Genomic DNA, 14,099 nt, shown 5'->3' with positions numbered 1-14,099 from the left:
GGGGCACGCGGGGCCGGCGGGAACGGGGTAAAGTGGCGCCCATGCATGTCTCAGCGGCGACCACCGGCACCCCGACGAACGGCCTGGACGACAGCCCCTACGGCACCGACCCGGCGCAGCCGGCCGGGGGCACCTCCACGATCGAGCGCGAGGAGACCCGGGAGCTCCAGGAGCCGGGCGACCACGAGCGCTTCGCGCACTACGTGCGCAAGGAGAAGATCATGGAGTCCGCCCTCTCGGGCGAGCCGGTGATCGCCCTGTGCGGCAAGGTCTGGGTCCCGGGCCGCGACCCGCAGCGGTTCCCCGTGTGCCCCACCTGCAAGGAGATCTACGACGGCCTGCGCCCCCCGAACGACCAGGGCGACGACCAGGGCTGAGCACCGCCCGTCGAGCAAGCGCCCGCCGCCGGCGGGCGCTTTTGCGTGGCCCGCCGCCGCGCCCCCTGCCAGCCACCGCGACCACGAGGCCGCGGGACCACGAGCGAAAGGACGTCGCCAGAGTGTCCCAGGACGACCAGCTGTCCTTGTTCGGCGCTGCCGCCGCCGACCTCCCCCCGGCCTACCCCGACCGCGCCGCGTGGGGCACCGCCCCCAAGCTGCGCGCCTGGCAGGCGGAGGCGCTGCGGCGCTACTTCGAGACCCAGCCCCGGGACTACATGGCCGTCGCGACCCCCGGCGCCGGCAAGACGACCTTCGCGCTGCGGGTGGCCAAGGAGCTCTTCGACCGCGGCACCGTCAACCGGATCACGGTGGTGACGCCCACGGACCACCTCAAGCGGCAGTGGGCGGACGCCGCGGCTCGCGTGGGCCTGGCCATCGACCCGAACTTCAAGAACGCGGACGGCTCCCACGGCCGGGACTACCTGGGCGCGGCCGTGACCTACTCGCAGGTGGCGATGAAGCCGCTCCTGCACCGGGCCCGCACGGAGGCCGGCCGGACGCTGGTGATCATGGACGAGATCCACCACGCCGGGGACTCCCTCACGTGGGGCGACGGGCTGCAGGAGGCCTTCGACCCCGCGGCCCGCCGGCTCGCCCTGACCGGCACCCCCTTCCGCTCGGACACCGCGCCGATCCCGTTCGTGCGCTACGTGGAGGACGGGGACGGCATCCGCCGCTCGAGCTCCGACTACACCTACGGCTACGGCGACGCCCTCAAGGACCACGTGGTCCGGCCCGTGATCTTCCTCGCCTACTCGGGGCAGATGCGCTGGCGCACGAGCGCGGGCGAGGAGATGGCCGCGGAGCTCGGCGAGGGCTTCACGAAGGACATCACCGCCCACGCCTGGCGCACGGCGCTGGACCCGAACGGGCAGTGGATCCCGTCGGTGCTCCAGGCCGCGGACCAGCGGCTCACGGAGGTGCGGCGCACCGTGCCCGACGCCGGGGCGATGGTCATCGCGACCGACCACCAGGACGCGAAGGCCTACGCGGCGCAGCTGCGCCGGATCACCGGGGAGAGCCCCACCGTGGTCCTCTCCGACGACAAGGGCGCCTCGGACCGGATCGACGAGTTCTCGGCCGGGGACAGCCGGTGGATGGTGGCCGTGCGCATGGTCTCCGAGGGCGTCGACGTCCCGCGGCTCGCCGTGGGGGTCTACGCGACGTCGACCTCCACGCCGCTGTTCTTCGCGCAGGCGGTCGGCCGCTTCGTGCGCGCCCGCAAGCGCGGGGAGACGGCCTCCGTCTTCCTGCCGTCCGTGCCGGCGCTGATGCAGCTCGCCAACGAGATGGAGGCCGAGCGGGACCACGCCCTGGACAAGCCCGCCGCGGAGGAGACCGGCCTGCCCGCGGACCCGCTCGAGGAGGGCTGGGACGACGATCTGCTCGAGGAGGCCAACCGCGAGGAGAAGGCCTCCGCGGCGCTCGCCCAGGGCCGCTTCGAGGCCATCGGCTCGGACGCGTCCTTCCACGGGGTGCTCTTCGACGGCGGCGCCTTCGGCGGCGGCGTGGCGGTGGGCTCGGAGGAGGAGGCGGACTTCCTCGGCATCCCGGGCCTGCTCGAGGCCGACCAGGTCTCGGCGCTGCTGCGGGAGCGGCAGTCCCAGCACGCCCGCCGGCGCCCGGGTGCCGCCCGGGCCCCGGAGCCGGCGGTGCCCGACCACCGGCGGCTCAAGGAGCTGCGCGCCACCCTGTCCAAGAACGTCTCGGCCTGGGCCTCGCGCACCGGCACCCCGCACGGCGTGGTGCACAACGAGCTGCGCCGCGTGTGCGGGGGCCCCGCGGTGGCGCAGGCCAACGAGGCGCAGCTGCAGGCGCGCGTCAAGAAGCTGCAGGACTGGTTCATCGGCCGCAAGTGAGCCGCGCCCGGCCGCGGCCCGCCCGGGCCGCGGCCGGGCCGGTCAGGACCGGACGACCTCGACCCCGGCCTCGGCCATCTGCCGCAGGGCGCGCTCGGTGCTCTCCTCGGCGACGCCCGCGGTGAGGTCCACCAGCACCCGGGTGTCGTAGCCGGCCTCGACGGCGTCCAGGGCGGTCGCCCGCACGCAGTGGTCGGTCGCGAGGCCCACGATGTCCACGGCCTCGACCTCGTGCTCCCGCAGCCAGTCGTCGAGGCTCACGTCGGGCTCGTCGTCGACGTCCTCGTCGTCGCCCATCGGGACGTCCGCGTCCGGGGCCAGCAGGCCCTCGAACGCGGAGTAGGCGGCGGAGTGCTCGCCCTTGCGGAACCACGCCTGGATCCAGTCCGTGTCCAGGTCGGGGTGGACGTGGGCCCCGCGGGACTCGGCGACGCAGTGCACGGGCCAGGAGTCCACGTAGTCCGGCTCGTCGGAGAAGTGCGCCCCGGGGTCGACGTGCCAGTCCTGCGTGGCCGCCACGGCCGCGTAGTCGCCGTGGTGGTCCTCGAGGTGCTCCGACACGGCGGCCGCCACCGCCGCGCCCCCGGTGACGGCCAGCGACCCGCCCTCGCAGAAGTCGTTCTGCACGTCGACGACGATCAGTGCGGTCCTCATGGTGTTCCTCCCTCTGTTCGACGGTTCTCGCTCGGTGGTTTCCGCTCGGTGGGTCTCGTTCGGTGGTCCTCGTCCCGGTGCGCCCGGACGGCGGCTCAGACCGGGGCGTCCGGGCCCAGCACGGTCGGGATGACGGGGTCGCCCTCGCTGAGCCGCCGGGCCGAGCGGGGCAGCTCCGCCACGGACGCCGCGTGCCGCTCGCGGGCCCGCCGGACCCCGGCGGGCCCGGTCCAGCCGTCCAGCCGCTCACCGTCGCGGACGAACTCCTCGAGCAGCGGCCGGTCGTCGCCGTCGTCGTCGGGCAGCCGCCCGATGCCGACCACCTCGTGGGTCGCCGTGCCCTGCTCGTCCCGGCGCCGCAGGGCGTGCTTGCGCCCGCCCACGGACACCTTGCCCTTGGCGGCCTTCGCCACGGGCCGCAGCTCTCCGGAGGAGTCCTCGCGGGCCACCAGCTTGTAGACCATGGACGACGTCGGCGCGCCCGAGCCGGTGACCACGCGGGTGCCCACGCCGAACGCGTCCACGGGCGCGGCGTTCAGGGCCGCGATCGCGTACTCGTCCAGGTCCGAGGTGACGGTGATGCGGGTGCCCGGGTTGCCGAGCTCGTCGAGGAGCCCCCGCACCCAGGCGGCCTGGGTCACGAGGTCGCCCGAGTCCAGGCGCACGCCGCCCAGCTCCGGGCCGGCGAGCTCCACGGCCTTCCGGACCGCGGACTCGACGTCGTAGGTGTCGACGAGCAGGGTGGTGTCCCGGCCCATGGACTGGAGCTGGGCGCGGAAGGCGTCCTCCTCCGAGTCGTGCAGGAGCGTGAACGAGTGGGCCGCGGTCCCGACGGTCCGGATCCCGTAGCGGTGCCCGGCCTCGAGGTTCGACGTCGAGTCGAACCCGCCGATGACCGCCGCCCGCGCGGCCGCGACCGCCGCCTCCTCGTGGGCGCGCCGGGAGCCCATCTCGATGCACGGACGTCCTGCCGCGGCCCCCACCATGCGGGAGGCGGCCGAGGCCACGGCGCTGTCGTAGTTGAGCACCGACAGGAAGTACGTCTCGAGCACGCACGCCTCGGCGAACGTGGCCTCGACCACGAGCAGCGGCGAGGAGGGGAAGTAGGCCTCGCCCTCCGCGTAGCCGGAGATCGACCCGGTGAACCGGAAGTCCGCCAGGTAGTCCAGGGTGGCGCGGTTGACCACGCCGGTGTCCGCGAGGAAGCGCAGCTGGTCGTCGCCGAAGCGGAAGCTGTCGAGCCCCTCGAGCAGGCGCCCGGTGCCCGCCACCACGCCGTAGCGGCGGCCGGCCGGCAGCCGCCGGGCGAAGACCTCGAACACGCTGCGCCGCTGCGCGGTGCCGGCGTGCAGGGCGGCCTGCAGCATGGTCAGCTCGTAGTGGTCGGTCATCAGGGACGTGGGCGGCGGGGCCCACCGGTGGCTGCGCTGGTTCACGGGGACCACTCTAGCGACGCCGCCGGTGCGCCCGGGCTCCGGCACTCGCTACGATGGGCGGACCATGCACTGCACTGCTCCCGCCGCCGCCCGTCCCGCGGCCACCGCCACCCCGGAGACCGGCACCCGGCCCGCCGGCGCCGCGTCCGTGGCCGCGGCGACCGAGACCCCGTGGAACGTGGTCGTGTGGGACGACCCCGTCAACCTCATGAGCTACGTCACGTACGTGTTCCGCTCCTACTTCGGCTACCCGGAGGAGAAGGCCCGCTCCCTGATGCTGGAGGTCCACCACCACGGGCGCTCCGTGGTGGCCAGCGGATCCCTCGAGGAGGCGGAGACCCACACCGCGGCGATGCACGGCTTCGGGCTCTGGGCCACCTTCGAGCAGGCGGGGGGCCACTGATGGCGCAGGGCTTCCGGTCCAGCCGCCGGGGCATCACCGCCCGCTTCGAGGACGCCGAGAAGGAGCTGCTGCAGAAGCTGTTCGCGGACGTGGCCCAGGCGCTCGCGCCCGAGGAGCCGGCCTCCGAGGACTCGCTCGAGCGGATGCTCGGCGTGTCCGGGGACGCCACCGTCCCCGACGACTCCGCGCTGCGGCGGCTGCTGCCCGACGGCAGCCTGGACCCCGAGCGCGCCGCCGAGTTCCGCCGGTACACGGAGCGGGGACTGCGGGAGACGAAGCGGGGCGTGCTCAAGCAGGCCGCCCTGGCGCTGGAGGCGCAGCCCGTGCGGCTGGACCCGGAGCAGGCCCAGGCCTTCGGCCGGGCCCTCAACGACGTGCGGCTGGTGCTGGCGGACCGCCTCGGGATCCGGAGCGAGGAGGACGCCGAGCGGGTGGGGCGCTACGACGACTGGACCGCCATCGAGGACGTCGAGACGTACATGTCGCTGCTGTACAACTTCGTCTCGTGGCTGCAGGAGACCCTCATGGAGGCGCTGCTCCACGAGCTGCCCCGCGACTGACCGGCCACGACGCCCCGGGAGGCCTCCGCCCGGCCGGAGGGTGACGCGCATCACGGCGGCGCGGCCGCGGCGCGGTTTGGGGCGGCGGCACGCCCGGGACTACGCTCTTGACGATATGCAGGATGACGACGTCTTCGGGCCCGGCGGACGCACCGCGCGGCGCCCCAACCCCGGTTCACCCATCGGCGTGTTCGACTCCGGGGTGGGCGGCCTCACCGTGGCCCGCGCCATCATCGACCAGCTGCCCCACGAGGAGATCGTCTACGTGGGGGACACCGCGCACGGGCCCTACGGGCCGCTGCCGATCGCCGAGGTCCGGGCGCACGCCCTGCGCATCATGGACGAGCTCGTGGACTCGGGCGTCAAGCTGCTGGTGATCGCCTGCAACACGGCGTCCGCCGCAGTGCTCCGCGACGCCAGGGAGCGCTACACCCGGGTCTACGGGATCCCCGTGGTGGAGGTCATCCAGCCGGCGGTGCGCCGGGCGGTGGCCTCGACCCGCAACGGCCGGATCGGGGTCATCGGCACGGAGGCGACCGTCGGCTCCCGCGCCTACGACGACACGTTCGCGGCGGCCCCCCACCTGCGCATCGACTCGGTGGCCTGCCCGGCGTTCGTCGACTACGTGGAGGCGGGGGTCACCACGGGGCCCGGTCTCCTGGCCACGGCGCAGTCCTACCTGGACCCGCTCCGGGCCGCCGACGTGGACACCCTGGTCCTTGGCTGCACCCACTACCCCCTGCTCACCGGCGTGATCTCCTACGTGATGGGCGACGCCGTCACCCTGGTCTCGAGCGCGGAGGAGACCGCCAAGGACGTCTACCGGGCGCTGGTCGGCCACGGGCTCGAGCGGGACCCGAGCCTGCCCGCCCACCACGAGTTCCTCGCCACCGGGGACGCCGCCTCGTTCGAGGTCCTCGCCCGGCGGTTCCTGGGGCCGGAGGTCGCCCGCGTCCGGCACACCAGCTCCGTGGCGGAGCAGTACCCCACGGGCTCGCTCGCGCGGATCACCCCGGAGATGATCGGGGGAACCGGCCCGTCCGCTCCCTGAGCAGCCCCGCGGCCGGTGCGGCCGCCGTCCCACCGGTCCTCCCTGGAAGGCACACGCTCCATGAAACTCACCATCGTCGGATGCACCGGCTCCTTCGCGGGGCCGAACTCCCCGGCCTCCTGCTACCTCGTCAGCGGCGAGGACGAGGAGGGGCGGACCTGGCGCATCCTGCTGGACATGGGCAACGGCGCCCTCGGCGTGCTGCAGCGCCACATGGACCTGCACGACATCGACGCGGTGCTCGTCAGCCACCTGCACCCCGACCACTGCATCGACCTGGCCGGGCTGCACGTGGCGATCAAGTGGGACCCGCGGGGCTGGGGCCGCGCCCCGATCCCGCTGTGGGCGCCCACCGGCCTGCACGAGTACCTCAGCAGCACCCACGGGCTCCCGGCGGAGCCCGGGATGCACGGGGAGTTCGACTTCCACACCTGGGCCCCCGAGCAGCCCGTGCGGGTGGGACCGTTCACGATCACGCCGTTCCTCGTGGAGCACCCCACCCCTGAGCCGTACGCCCTGCGCATCGACTACGACGGGGTCATGGGTCCGAGCACCCTGGCCTACTCGGGGGACACCGACGCGTGCGAGGGCCTCGTGCGCGCCGCCCGGGACGCCGACGTCTTCCTGTGCGAGGCCGCCTACCACGAGGGCCGGGACGACGCGCTGCGCGGCATCCACCTCACCGGCCGGCGCGCCGCGGAGGCCGCCCGGGACGCCGGGGTGCGCAAGCTGCTGCTGACGCACCTGCCGGTCTGGAACTCGCCGACCCGGGCCGTCGAGGAGGCGCAGGAGGTCTTCGAGGGGCCCATCGGGGTGGCGGAGCCCGCCTACACCTACCGGATCGTCCGCCGCGGCAGCGGCCGTCCCGCGGCCGCCGTCGGACCGTGAGCACCACCTCCGGCGGCCGGGCCGGGGGGCCGGGACCGAGGGGTAAGGTGGAGCCCATGGATTCCCCCGTCGACCAGAGCGCACCGGCCCCCTCGACCCCGGGGGTGACCCGGTCGGACGGCCGCTCGCCCGGCGAGCTGCGGCCCATCACCATCACCCGCGGCTGGTCCCAGCAGGCGGAGGGCTCCGCCCTCATCGAGTTCGGCAGCACGCGGGTGCTGTGCACGGCGTCCGTGACCGAGGGCGTGCCGCGCTGGCTCAAGGGGGAGGGCCGCGGCTGGGTGACCGCCGAGTACGCGATGCTCCCGCGGGCCACCTCCACCCGGTCCGCGCGCGAGTCCGTGAAGGGCAAGATCGGTGGGCGCACCCACGAGATCTCCCGGCTCATCGGGCGCTCCCTGCGCTCGGTCATCGACCTCTCCGCCCTGGGGGAGAACACCGTGGTCCTCGACTGCGACGTCCTGCAGGCCGACGGCGGCACCCGCACCGCGGCCATCACCGGCGCCTACGTGGCCCTCGCCGAGGCCATCAGCTGGGCCCGGGCCGAGGGGCTCGTCGCCCGCCGCGCCCAGCCGCTCACCGACACCGTGGCCGCCGTGTCCGTGGGCATCATCGACGGCGTCCCGATGCTCGACCTCCCGTACGTCGAGGACGTCCGGGCCGAGACGGACATGAACGTGGTGGTCACCGGGTCCGGCGACTTCGTCGAGGTGCAGGGGACCGCCGAGGGCGCCCCGTTCGACCGGGCCGAGCTCGACGCCCTGCTCGACCTCGCGCTGGCCGGGTGCGCCCAGCTCACCCAGATCCAGGTCGAGACCCTGCGCGAGGGCGACGATGGGTGAGCACGACGGCGCACGGGTGGTCCTGGCCACCCACAACGCGGGCAAGCTCGTGGAGCTGCGGGACCTGCTCGCGGAGGCGCTGCCCGGCACGGACGTGGAACGCCTCGTGGTGGACGCCGGCACGGCCGGCGCCCCGGACGTCGTGGAGGACGGCACGAGCTTCGCGGCCAACGCCCTGCTCAAGGCCCGCGCCGCCGCCGCCGCGACCGGCCTCGTCGCCGTCGCCGACGACTCCGGCCTGGCCGTGGACGTCCTGGGCGGGGCCCCCGGGATCTTCTCGGCACGGTGGTCCGGGCGGCACGGCGACGACGCCGCGAACCTGCGGCTGCTGCTCGCCCAGCTCTCGGACGTCCCCGACGCCCACCGCGGCGCGCAGTTCGTGTGCGCCGCGGCCCTCGTGACCCCGGACGGGGAGGAGCACGTCGAGACCGGCGTGCTGCGCGGGACGCTGCTGCGCGAACCGGCCGGGGACGGCGGCTTCGGCTACGACCCCGTGCTGCGCCCCGACGGGCTCGACCGGACCTGCGCCGAGCTCACGCGCGCGGAGAAGAACGCCGTCAGCCACCGCGGGCGCGCCATGCGGGCCCTGCTCCCGCACCTGCTCGCCGCCCTCGGCCGCGCCGCCGTCCCCGACTGAGCCCGTCCGAACCGAGGAAGTTGCCCATGCCCTGGTCGCAGCTCCACCACCTGCCGTTCGCCGGCGCCGTCGAGGACGTCCTGCGGGAGGCCGGGATGAGCGCCGATCCGAGCGCCGACCCGAGCCAGTGGGAGGTGCACGCCGGCGGGTCCGCCCACGTGGTGGTGAACGTGGGGCACGTGATCTCCGTGCGGATCGCCAAGAACGCCACGGTCTGCGAGCACGTCCAGCGCCGCACGGAGGTGCTGCGGCGGCTGCCGCGCTTCTCCTTCGCGACCCCGCGGCCGCTCACCGATGTGGTGGTCTCCCACGGCTACACCGGGGTGGGCCTGACGTGGTGCCCCGGTGACCCCCACCCGCCCGGGCACGGCGACCCGGCCGTGCTGCACCGGGTGCTGACCGAGCTGGCCGAGGTCGACACCACGGGCTTCGCGCGGTACCTCGACCGTCCCGGTCAGCACTGGGGCGGCCACCGGCGGCGGCACGTGCTCCTCGACGAGGTCATCCCGCGGCTGCTGCCCCGCAACCAGGAGGCCGCGCGGCGGGCCGTCGCCGAGCTCGCCGCGCTGCCCACCGTGGTGCCGACCCTGGTGCACGGGGACCTCATGGGGCACAACATGCTGTGGGACGGGGAGGAGCTCACGGGCGTCATCGACTGGGACCACGCCTGCCTGTCCGACCCCGCGCACGACGCCGCGTCCCTGGGGCTGTGGTACGGCTGGGACACCCTGCGCGCCGCCGTCTCGGAGACCGTCTACGAGCGGGCCCGGCTGCACGCGCGCACCTTCCCGCTGCAGGCCGTCGCGTACGCCCTGCACCACGACCTCGACACCGCCCAGGTCAACCAGTCCATCGCGCGGGCCGACGACTGGATCGAGACCAACCTGCGCGGCATCTGCGCCTGAGCCGGCGCAGTAGGCTGGTCCGGTGCCGTTCCCCGCTTCCCCCGCCACGAACCCCGCCACGACCACCGCACCCTCCGCCGCGGACCCCTCGTCCCTCGCCTTCACCGCCATCGACTTCGAGACCGCCAACCGCTTCATCGGCTCCCCGTGCGCCGTGGGCCTGGTGCGGGTCCGCGGCGGCCGGGTGGTGGAGGAGCGCTCCGCGTACATGCGCCCGCCGCGCACGCGCGCGGCCTTCGACCCCGGCAACACGCGCATCCACGGGATCACCGAGCGGACCGTCGCGGGCCGCCCCGGCTTCGCCGAGCTGTGGCCGCGGATCGAGGAGTGGATCCTCGCGGAGGATCCCGACGAGCTCGTGGTCGCGCACAACGCGGCCTTCGACATGGGGGTGATCCGCGCCGCGTGCGCGGAGACGGACACGCGGCACGCCCCGCTGGCCTACGCGTGCAGCCTGGCGCTGGCACGGCGCGGCTACGACCTGCCGTCCTACGCGCTGCCCCGGGCGGCCGAGGCCGCCGGGGTGCCGCTGCGCCGGCACCACGACGCCCTCGAGGACGCCCGGGCGTGCGCGGGGATCGTGCTGGACCTGGTCCGCCGGGCCGGCGCGCGCAGCGTCCGGGAGCTGCTCGCCGGCGCGGGCCTGGACGTCAAGCGGCTGGCGGCGCCCCCACTTCCCTGAGCCAGCGCTCCGCCGCCCCCGAGAGCGCGCGCCCGGCGTCCAGCCGGGCGACCTCCTCGGGCGGCAGCGCGGCCGTCCCCAGCGCCGCCCCCGTGACCCCACCGGCGATCGCCGCGGCGGCCGCGGGGTCGCCGTCGTGGGCGGTGCCCAGCTCCACCGCGAAACGCAGCACGGCCCGCGGGTCCGGGGCGCCCGGGGCCCCGGCCTCCGCGCGCAGGGCCGCCGAGAGCCCGCCCGCCAGGACCTCCGGGGCCGACCGGCCGGCGCCGAGCGGACCCGGGCGCGTCCCCGGGACGGGGTCCTCCCGCCCGGCGGCGCGCACGGCGTCGTCGATCCGGGCGAGGGTCTCGGCCACCGGGCGCGTGAGGTTCTCCGCCGTCCCGCGGGCGGCGGCCACGGCCGCGGCGACCGGCCGCGGCAGGCCCTCCCGGCGGGCCCGCACGGCGGCGTGGACCACGAGGCCGTGGACGGCCGCCGCCGTCTGCGCCTCGGGGTGCCCGTGGGTGAGCGCGGCACCGTTGACGGCCAGCGGAACGAGCGTGCGCCAGCCGATGTGGGGGAGGAGGCCGAACGGGGCGGAGCGCAGCACCGCCCCGGCGCCCTCGGCGTCCGGCAGCACGGGACGCTCGACCTCGCCCATCCGGCCGGTCCGGAGCGCCTCCAGCACCGTCCCGTCGGGCTGCCGCACGGCGTGCAGGACGTCCTCCTCGTCGATCCGGCGGGGCAGCGGTCGCGGCGCCCCGGCCGGGTGGGGCTCGCCCTGGGCGTGCAGCCAGCGCAGGTAGGCCAGCCACAGGCACGCGGTCTCGTCGGCGGCGTGGCCCTGGTTGGCCCACTCGACGACCTCCTGCAGGGCGTCCAGGGTGTAGAGCGTCAGCTGGGTGCCGGCGGAGATCCGCAGCACGTCGGAGCCGTCCGGGTCCGCCGGAGCGGCCGCCCCGGGGTGCACGCCCCGGTCGGCGCGCGCGCGGGCGCCGACCGCGTCCCCGAGGGCGCCGCCCAGCAGGGCGGCCCGCACCGAGTCGGCGTACTCGGGCCAGGCGGGGTCGAGGCCGGCGTCGGGGAAGAGCAGGGGAGCGGGCATGCGGTCAGTGTAGTCGGGGCCCGGCACGTCCCGGGGCGGGTTCAGCCGCCCTTCAACCGGCTGTGCTTGCATGGCACGGGCGCCCCGCGCCCCACCGGCACGGCATCCCCCGCCGTGCCGCCCCCACCCACGAGGAGAGCTCCATGAGCCAGCACGTTCCCGGCACGACCCCGCCGGCCGTCCGCGACGACACCGTCCACGACAGCACTGTCCGCGACGACACCGTCCGCGACAGCACTGTCCACGACGACACCGTTCACGACAGCGCCGTCCACGACGACGGGCCCGCCGGCCCCGGCACGGAGGGCCTCGCGGGGCCCGTGCCCGTCGCCGCACGGAAACAGACCGTGCCCGCCGGCGCCGCGGACGCCGCGTCCGCGCCCGCCCGGTGGGCGGCCGAGTTCGCCGGCACGGCGCTGCTGGTCTTCGCGGGCCTGGGCACGGGCATGTTCGCGACCGAGGTCATCGACTCCGCGCTCGGCTTCGGCCTCGGGCTGCTCGCCGCGATCGTCGCCTTCGGGCACGTCTCCGGGGGCCACTTCAACCCGGCGGTCACCCTCGCCGCGGTCGTGGCCGGGCGCACCCCCGCGAGATCCGCGCTCGGCTACGTGGTGGCGCAGGTGCTCGGCGCACTGGCCGCCGCGGGCGTGCTGTGGGCGGTGCTCGTGACGCTGCTCGACTCCTCGACCACGGCGCAGGTCCTCGGCGCGGTCTCCAACGGCTTCGGGGAGAACTCCACCTCCCAGGCCGGGTGGACCACCGTGCTGCTCGTCGAGTTCGTGGCGACCGCCCTGTTCGCCCTCGTGGTCCTGGGCTCCACCGCGCCGCGGGCCAACGCGGTCCTCGCCCCCGTGGCCATCGGAGCGGCCTTCGCCTTCCTGCTCACGATCACCGCGCCGTTCGACGGCGGATCGCTGAACCCCGCCCGCTCGACGGGCGCCGCCGTGGTCGGCGGGGCCGCGCACCTGGGCCAGCTGTGGCTCTTCTGGGCCGCCCCGCTGCTCGGCGGCCTCGTGGCCGGTCTCGTCCACCGCTCGGCGGACCTGTCCCGGCCGCACCGGGGCGCCGACGGGCCCGCCGCGCCCACCGCGCCCGCCCCGGCACCGGCTGCGCCTCGTCCCACGGACCCGGAGCGCTGAGCCGGGGACCCGCCGGGCCCGGCCGGCCCGGGTCCGGCCGGGCCGCGGGACCCACCGGCCGCGGCGGGGACCGACGCTTTCCGTCATCGACCCGCCGGCGGGGCTAGTCTGGGTCCTGCCCGGCCGCCGTCGGCAGGAAGCGGAGGACCCTCGTGAGCAGTGTGCGCGCCGCCGAGCCCCTGGGAGGCTTCAGCACGGCCTCCCGCTCACCCCTGGCGGACTCCCGGGAGCTGGCCGCCGTCAGCGGGGCCCTGTACCCCGTGCTGACCCTGCTCGTGCGGCTGCCCCAGACCATGGTGCCGCTCGGCGTGCTGACCACGGTGGCGCTGATCTCCGGCTCCCCGGCCCTGGGCACGCTGTGCGCCGCCGCCGTGACGTTCGGCTCGGCCCTGTGCGGACTCGCCATGGGGGCGGCCGCGTCCTGGCGCCGGCGGCAGCTGGGCCTGGTGCTGCTCACCCTCGTCAATCCGCTCGCGGTGTGGTGGCTCGTGCGCCGGCTGCCGGACCTGGCCGCCGACAGCGGCGCCGCCCCGGCCCAGCTGGTCCTGCCGTGCCTGCTCGCCGGCCTCGTGCTGCCGCAGATGGGCGTCGCGTGCCGGCTGCGCTGGTGGTCCCTGCTGGCCCGGGACTCCCGGGAGGACCTCTTCGACACCGCGCTGCGCCACGAGAGCGTCATGGACTCCGTGGCCACCGTCCTCGCCGCCGCGCTGACCGGCCTCGTGGCCGTGACCCTAGGGCCGCTCGCCGTGCTGGTGCTCGCGGCCACGCTCACGCTCGTGGGCACCACGGTGTTCCTGCTGCACTGCTCCGCCCGGCTGCCGCGGGGGCTCATCAGCTTCCGGCCCTCCGCCCCGTCCGCGCCGACCCGGGCGGTCCGCCGGCGACGTCGCAGGGCGCGCCGGATCCGGCTGCTCCCCGTGCTGGGCATGGGCGCGCTGGGCTGCCTCGTGGGCTCGACCCTCGGCGCGGTCGTGGTCTTCGCGACCGCCGTGGACGCGGTGATCTCGGTCAGCTGGCTGTACGCGGTCTCCGGGCTCACGTCGGCCCTGGCGGCGGTGGCCGCGTCCGCCCGCAGCGAGGAGCTCCGGCTGTGGAACCGCTGGGTGGCGGCGGCCTCCGGTGCCGTGCTCGCCGCGATGCTCCTGACCATCCCGGACGACTCCGTGGGGATGGTGGTGGTGCTGGCGCTCGCCGGGCTGACCACGGGCCCGTGCCTGGTGGCGGTCTACGAGATCGCGCGGCTCGTGGCCCCGAGCGCCCGGGTCACGGCCCTGACCACGGTGATGACCGCCATGATGAGCGTGGGGCTGACCGGGGGCCTGGCCCTGTCCGGGTGGTTGGGGGAGTCCTGGGGCTACCGGAGCGCGGCGCTGGTGCCCGTGGTGGCGGCGGCCGCCCTGCTGGCCACCGCCCTGGCCTTCGTGCACCGCTGGCGGCGCATCGACCTCGGCGATCTCTGAGCGCGGCGCCCGCCGGGCCCTGGGCCCGGCCGGCCCTGGGCCCGGCGGGTGCCGGCGGA

At 75.7% G+C, this 14,099-nt stretch carries 15 protein-coding genes; 12 read left to right on the top strand and 3 right to left on the bottom strand.

The window, feature by feature from the left end:
- The first annotated feature begins 41 nt into the window (after nt 1-41).
- Both ACPYN7_RS14910 and ACPYN7_RS14905 read left to right on the top strand, forming a co-directional pair.
- Nucleotides 42-377 carry a DUF3039 domain-containing protein gene (locus ACPYN7_RS14910; RefSeq protein WP_157571420.1) on the top strand — a complete coding sequence of 112 codons (336 nt, stop codon included), beginning with the start codon at nt 42-44 and terminating at the stop codon, nt 375-377.
- A 122-nt stretch (nt 378-499) separates the two neighbouring features.
- Nucleotides 500-2,299, top strand: coding sequence for a DEAD/DEAH box helicase (locus ACPYN7_RS14905; protein ID WP_058874694.1), 1,800 nt, complete (start codon nt 500-502; stop codon nt 2,297-2,299).
- 42 nt (nt 2,300-2,341) lie between these two features.
- Here ACPYN7_RS14905 and ACPYN7_RS14900 read toward each other — a convergent pair whose 3' ends face one another.
- The gene (locus tag ACPYN7_RS14900) at nt 2,342-2,953 is read right to left on the bottom strand and encodes an isochorismatase family protein (RefSeq protein ID WP_058874693.1); all 612 of its coding nucleotides are present in this window, start codon (nt 2,951-2,953) and stop codon (nt 2,342-2,344) included.
- A 95-nt stretch (nt 2,954-3,048) separates the two neighbouring features.
- Nucleotides 3,049-4,398: a nicotinate phosphoribosyltransferase gene (locus ACPYN7_RS14895; protein ID WP_424348183.1), complete on the bottom strand. Its 1,350-nt coding sequence runs from the start codon at nt 4,396-4,398 to the stop codon at nt 3,049-3,051.
- A gap of 55 nt (nt 4,399-4,453) precedes the next feature.
- Here ACPYN7_RS14895 and clpS point away from each other — a divergent pair, with 55 nt between their 5' ends.
- The 8 genes from clpS to ACPYN7_RS14855 all read left to right on the top strand — a co-directional run bounded on the left by clpS (nt 4,454) and on the right by ACPYN7_RS14855 (nt 10,357).
- A complete protein-coding gene (gene clpS / locus ACPYN7_RS14890; RefSeq protein WP_058874692.1) occupies nt 4,454-4,792 on the top strand; it encodes an ATP-dependent Clp protease adapter ClpS in 339 nt (112 codons plus the stop codon).
- Nucleotides 4,792-5,352 carry a DUF2017 domain-containing protein gene (locus tag ACPYN7_RS14885; protein WP_058874691.1) on the top strand — a complete coding sequence of 187 codons (561 nt, stop codon included), beginning with the start codon at nt 4,792-4,794 and terminating at the stop codon, nt 5,350-5,352. Before clpS ends, ACPYN7_RS14885 begins: the two co-directional genes overlap by 1 nt.
- 115 nt (nt 5,353-5,467) lie before the next feature.
- Entirely contained in the window at nt 5,468-6,403 is a 936-nt protein-coding gene (gene murI / locus ACPYN7_RS14880) for a glutamate racemase (protein WP_424348175.1), read from the top strand.
- 60 nt (nt 6,404-6,463) lie between these two features.
- Complete coding sequence (locus ACPYN7_RS14875) at nt 6,464-7,291, top strand: MBL fold metallo-hydrolase (RefSeq protein WP_424348174.1); 828 nt, start codon at nt 6,464-6,466, stop codon at nt 7,289-7,291.
- A 56-nt stretch (nt 7,292-7,347) separates the two neighbouring features.
- Entirely contained in the window at nt 7,348-8,133 is a 786-nt protein-coding gene (rph, locus tag ACPYN7_RS14870) for a ribonuclease PH (protein ID WP_424348173.1), read from the top strand.
- Nucleotides 8,126-8,770 (top strand): RdgB/HAM1 family non-canonical purine NTP pyrophosphatase, encoded by a 645-nt coding sequence (rdgB, locus tag ACPYN7_RS14865; protein ID WP_424348172.1) that lies wholly within the window; start codon nt 8,126-8,128, stop codon nt 8,768-8,770. The genes rph and rdgB overlap by 8 nt, the downstream gene beginning before the upstream one ends.
- Before the next feature lie 26 nt (nt 8,771-8,796).
- Complete coding sequence (locus tag ACPYN7_RS14860; protein WP_058874686.1) at nt 8,797-9,675, top strand: phosphotransferase family protein; 879 nt, start codon at nt 8,797-8,799, stop codon at nt 9,673-9,675.
- Nucleotides 9,676-9,697: 22 nt separating this feature from the next.
- On the top strand, nt 9,698-10,357 hold the full coding sequence (locus ACPYN7_RS14855; protein ID WP_082697142.1) for a 3'-5' exonuclease: 660 nt from the start codon (nt 9,698-9,700) through the stop codon (nt 10,355-10,357).
- Here the strand turns inward: ACPYN7_RS14855 and ACPYN7_RS14850 are convergent.
- Nucleotides 10,326-11,441 carry an ADP-ribosylglycohydrolase family protein gene (locus tag ACPYN7_RS14850; RefSeq protein ID WP_424348171.1) on the bottom strand — a complete coding sequence of 372 codons (1,116 nt, stop codon included), beginning with the start codon at nt 11,439-11,441 and terminating at the stop codon, nt 10,326-10,328. The two genes, ACPYN7_RS14855 and ACPYN7_RS14850, sit on opposite strands and share 32 nt — an antisense overlap.
- Before the next feature lie 143 nt (nt 11,442-11,584).
- Between ACPYN7_RS14850 and ACPYN7_RS14845 the strand changes: the two genes are divergently transcribed.
- On the top strand, nt 11,585-12,580 hold the full coding sequence (locus ACPYN7_RS14845) for an MIP/aquaporin family protein (protein ID WP_424348170.1): 996 nt from the start codon (nt 11,585-11,587) through the stop codon (nt 12,578-12,580).
- Nucleotides 12,581-12,732: 152 nt separating this feature from the next.
- Nucleotides 12,733-14,040, top strand: a complete 1,308-nt coding sequence (locus ACPYN7_RS14840) for a hypothetical protein (protein WP_157571418.1) — start codon at nt 12,733-12,735, stop codon at nt 14,038-14,040.
- Nucleotides 14,041-14,099: the final 59 nt, after the last annotated feature.

This window comes from Kocuria sp. CH-021 (assembly GCF_049716185.1).
Classification (GTDB): Bacteria; Actinomycetota; Actinomycetes; order Actinomycetales; family Micrococcaceae; genus Kocuria; species Kocuria cellulosilytica.
This window is presented reverse-complemented; position numbering and strand designations above follow the sequence as displayed.

What these genes read in the sequence shown, in the direction of transcription:
- rdgB (WP_424348172.1), top strand. Translation starts at nt 8,126, where the DNA reads ATGGGTGAGCACGACGGCGCACGGGTGGTCCTGGCCACCCACAACGCG.
- ACPYN7_RS14910 (WP_157571420.1), top strand. Translation starts at nt 42, where the DNA reads ATGCATGTCTCAGCGGCGACCACCGGCACCCCGACGAACGGCCTGGAC.
- ACPYN7_RS14845 (WP_424348170.1), top strand. Translation starts at nt 11,585, where the DNA reads ATGAGCCAGCACGTTCCCGGCACGACCCCGCCGGCCGTCCGCGACGAC.
- ACPYN7_RS14860 (WP_058874686.1), top strand. Translation starts at nt 8,797, where the DNA reads ATGCCCTGGTCGCAGCTCCACCACCTGCCGTTCGCCGGCGCCGTCGAG.
- rph (WP_424348173.1), top strand. Translation starts at nt 7,348, where the DNA reads ATGGATTCCCCCGTCGACCAGAGCGCACCGGCCCCCTCGACCCCGGGG.
- clpS (WP_058874692.1), top strand. Translation starts at nt 4,454, where the DNA reads ATGCACTGCACTGCTCCCGCCGCCGCCCGTCCCGCGGCCACCGCCACC.
- ACPYN7_RS14850 (WP_424348171.1), bottom strand. Translation starts at nt 11,441, where the DNA reads ATGCCCGCTCCCCTGCTCTTCCCCGACGCCGGCCTCGACCCCGCCTGG.
- ACPYN7_RS14900 (WP_058874693.1), bottom strand. Translation starts at nt 2,953, where the DNA reads ATGAGGACCGCACTGATCGTCGTCGACGTGCAGAACGACTTCTGCGAG.
- murI (WP_424348175.1), top strand. Translation starts at nt 5,468, where the DNA reads ATGCAGGATGACGACGTCTTCGGGCCCGGCGGACGCACCGCGCGGCGC.
- ACPYN7_RS14875 (WP_424348174.1), top strand. Translation starts at nt 6,464, where the DNA reads ATGAAACTCACCATCGTCGGATGCACCGGCTCCTTCGCGGGGCCGAAC.
- ACPYN7_RS14885 (WP_058874691.1), top strand. Translation starts at nt 4,792, where the DNA reads ATGGCGCAGGGCTTCCGGTCCAGCCGCCGGGGCATCACCGCCCGCTTC.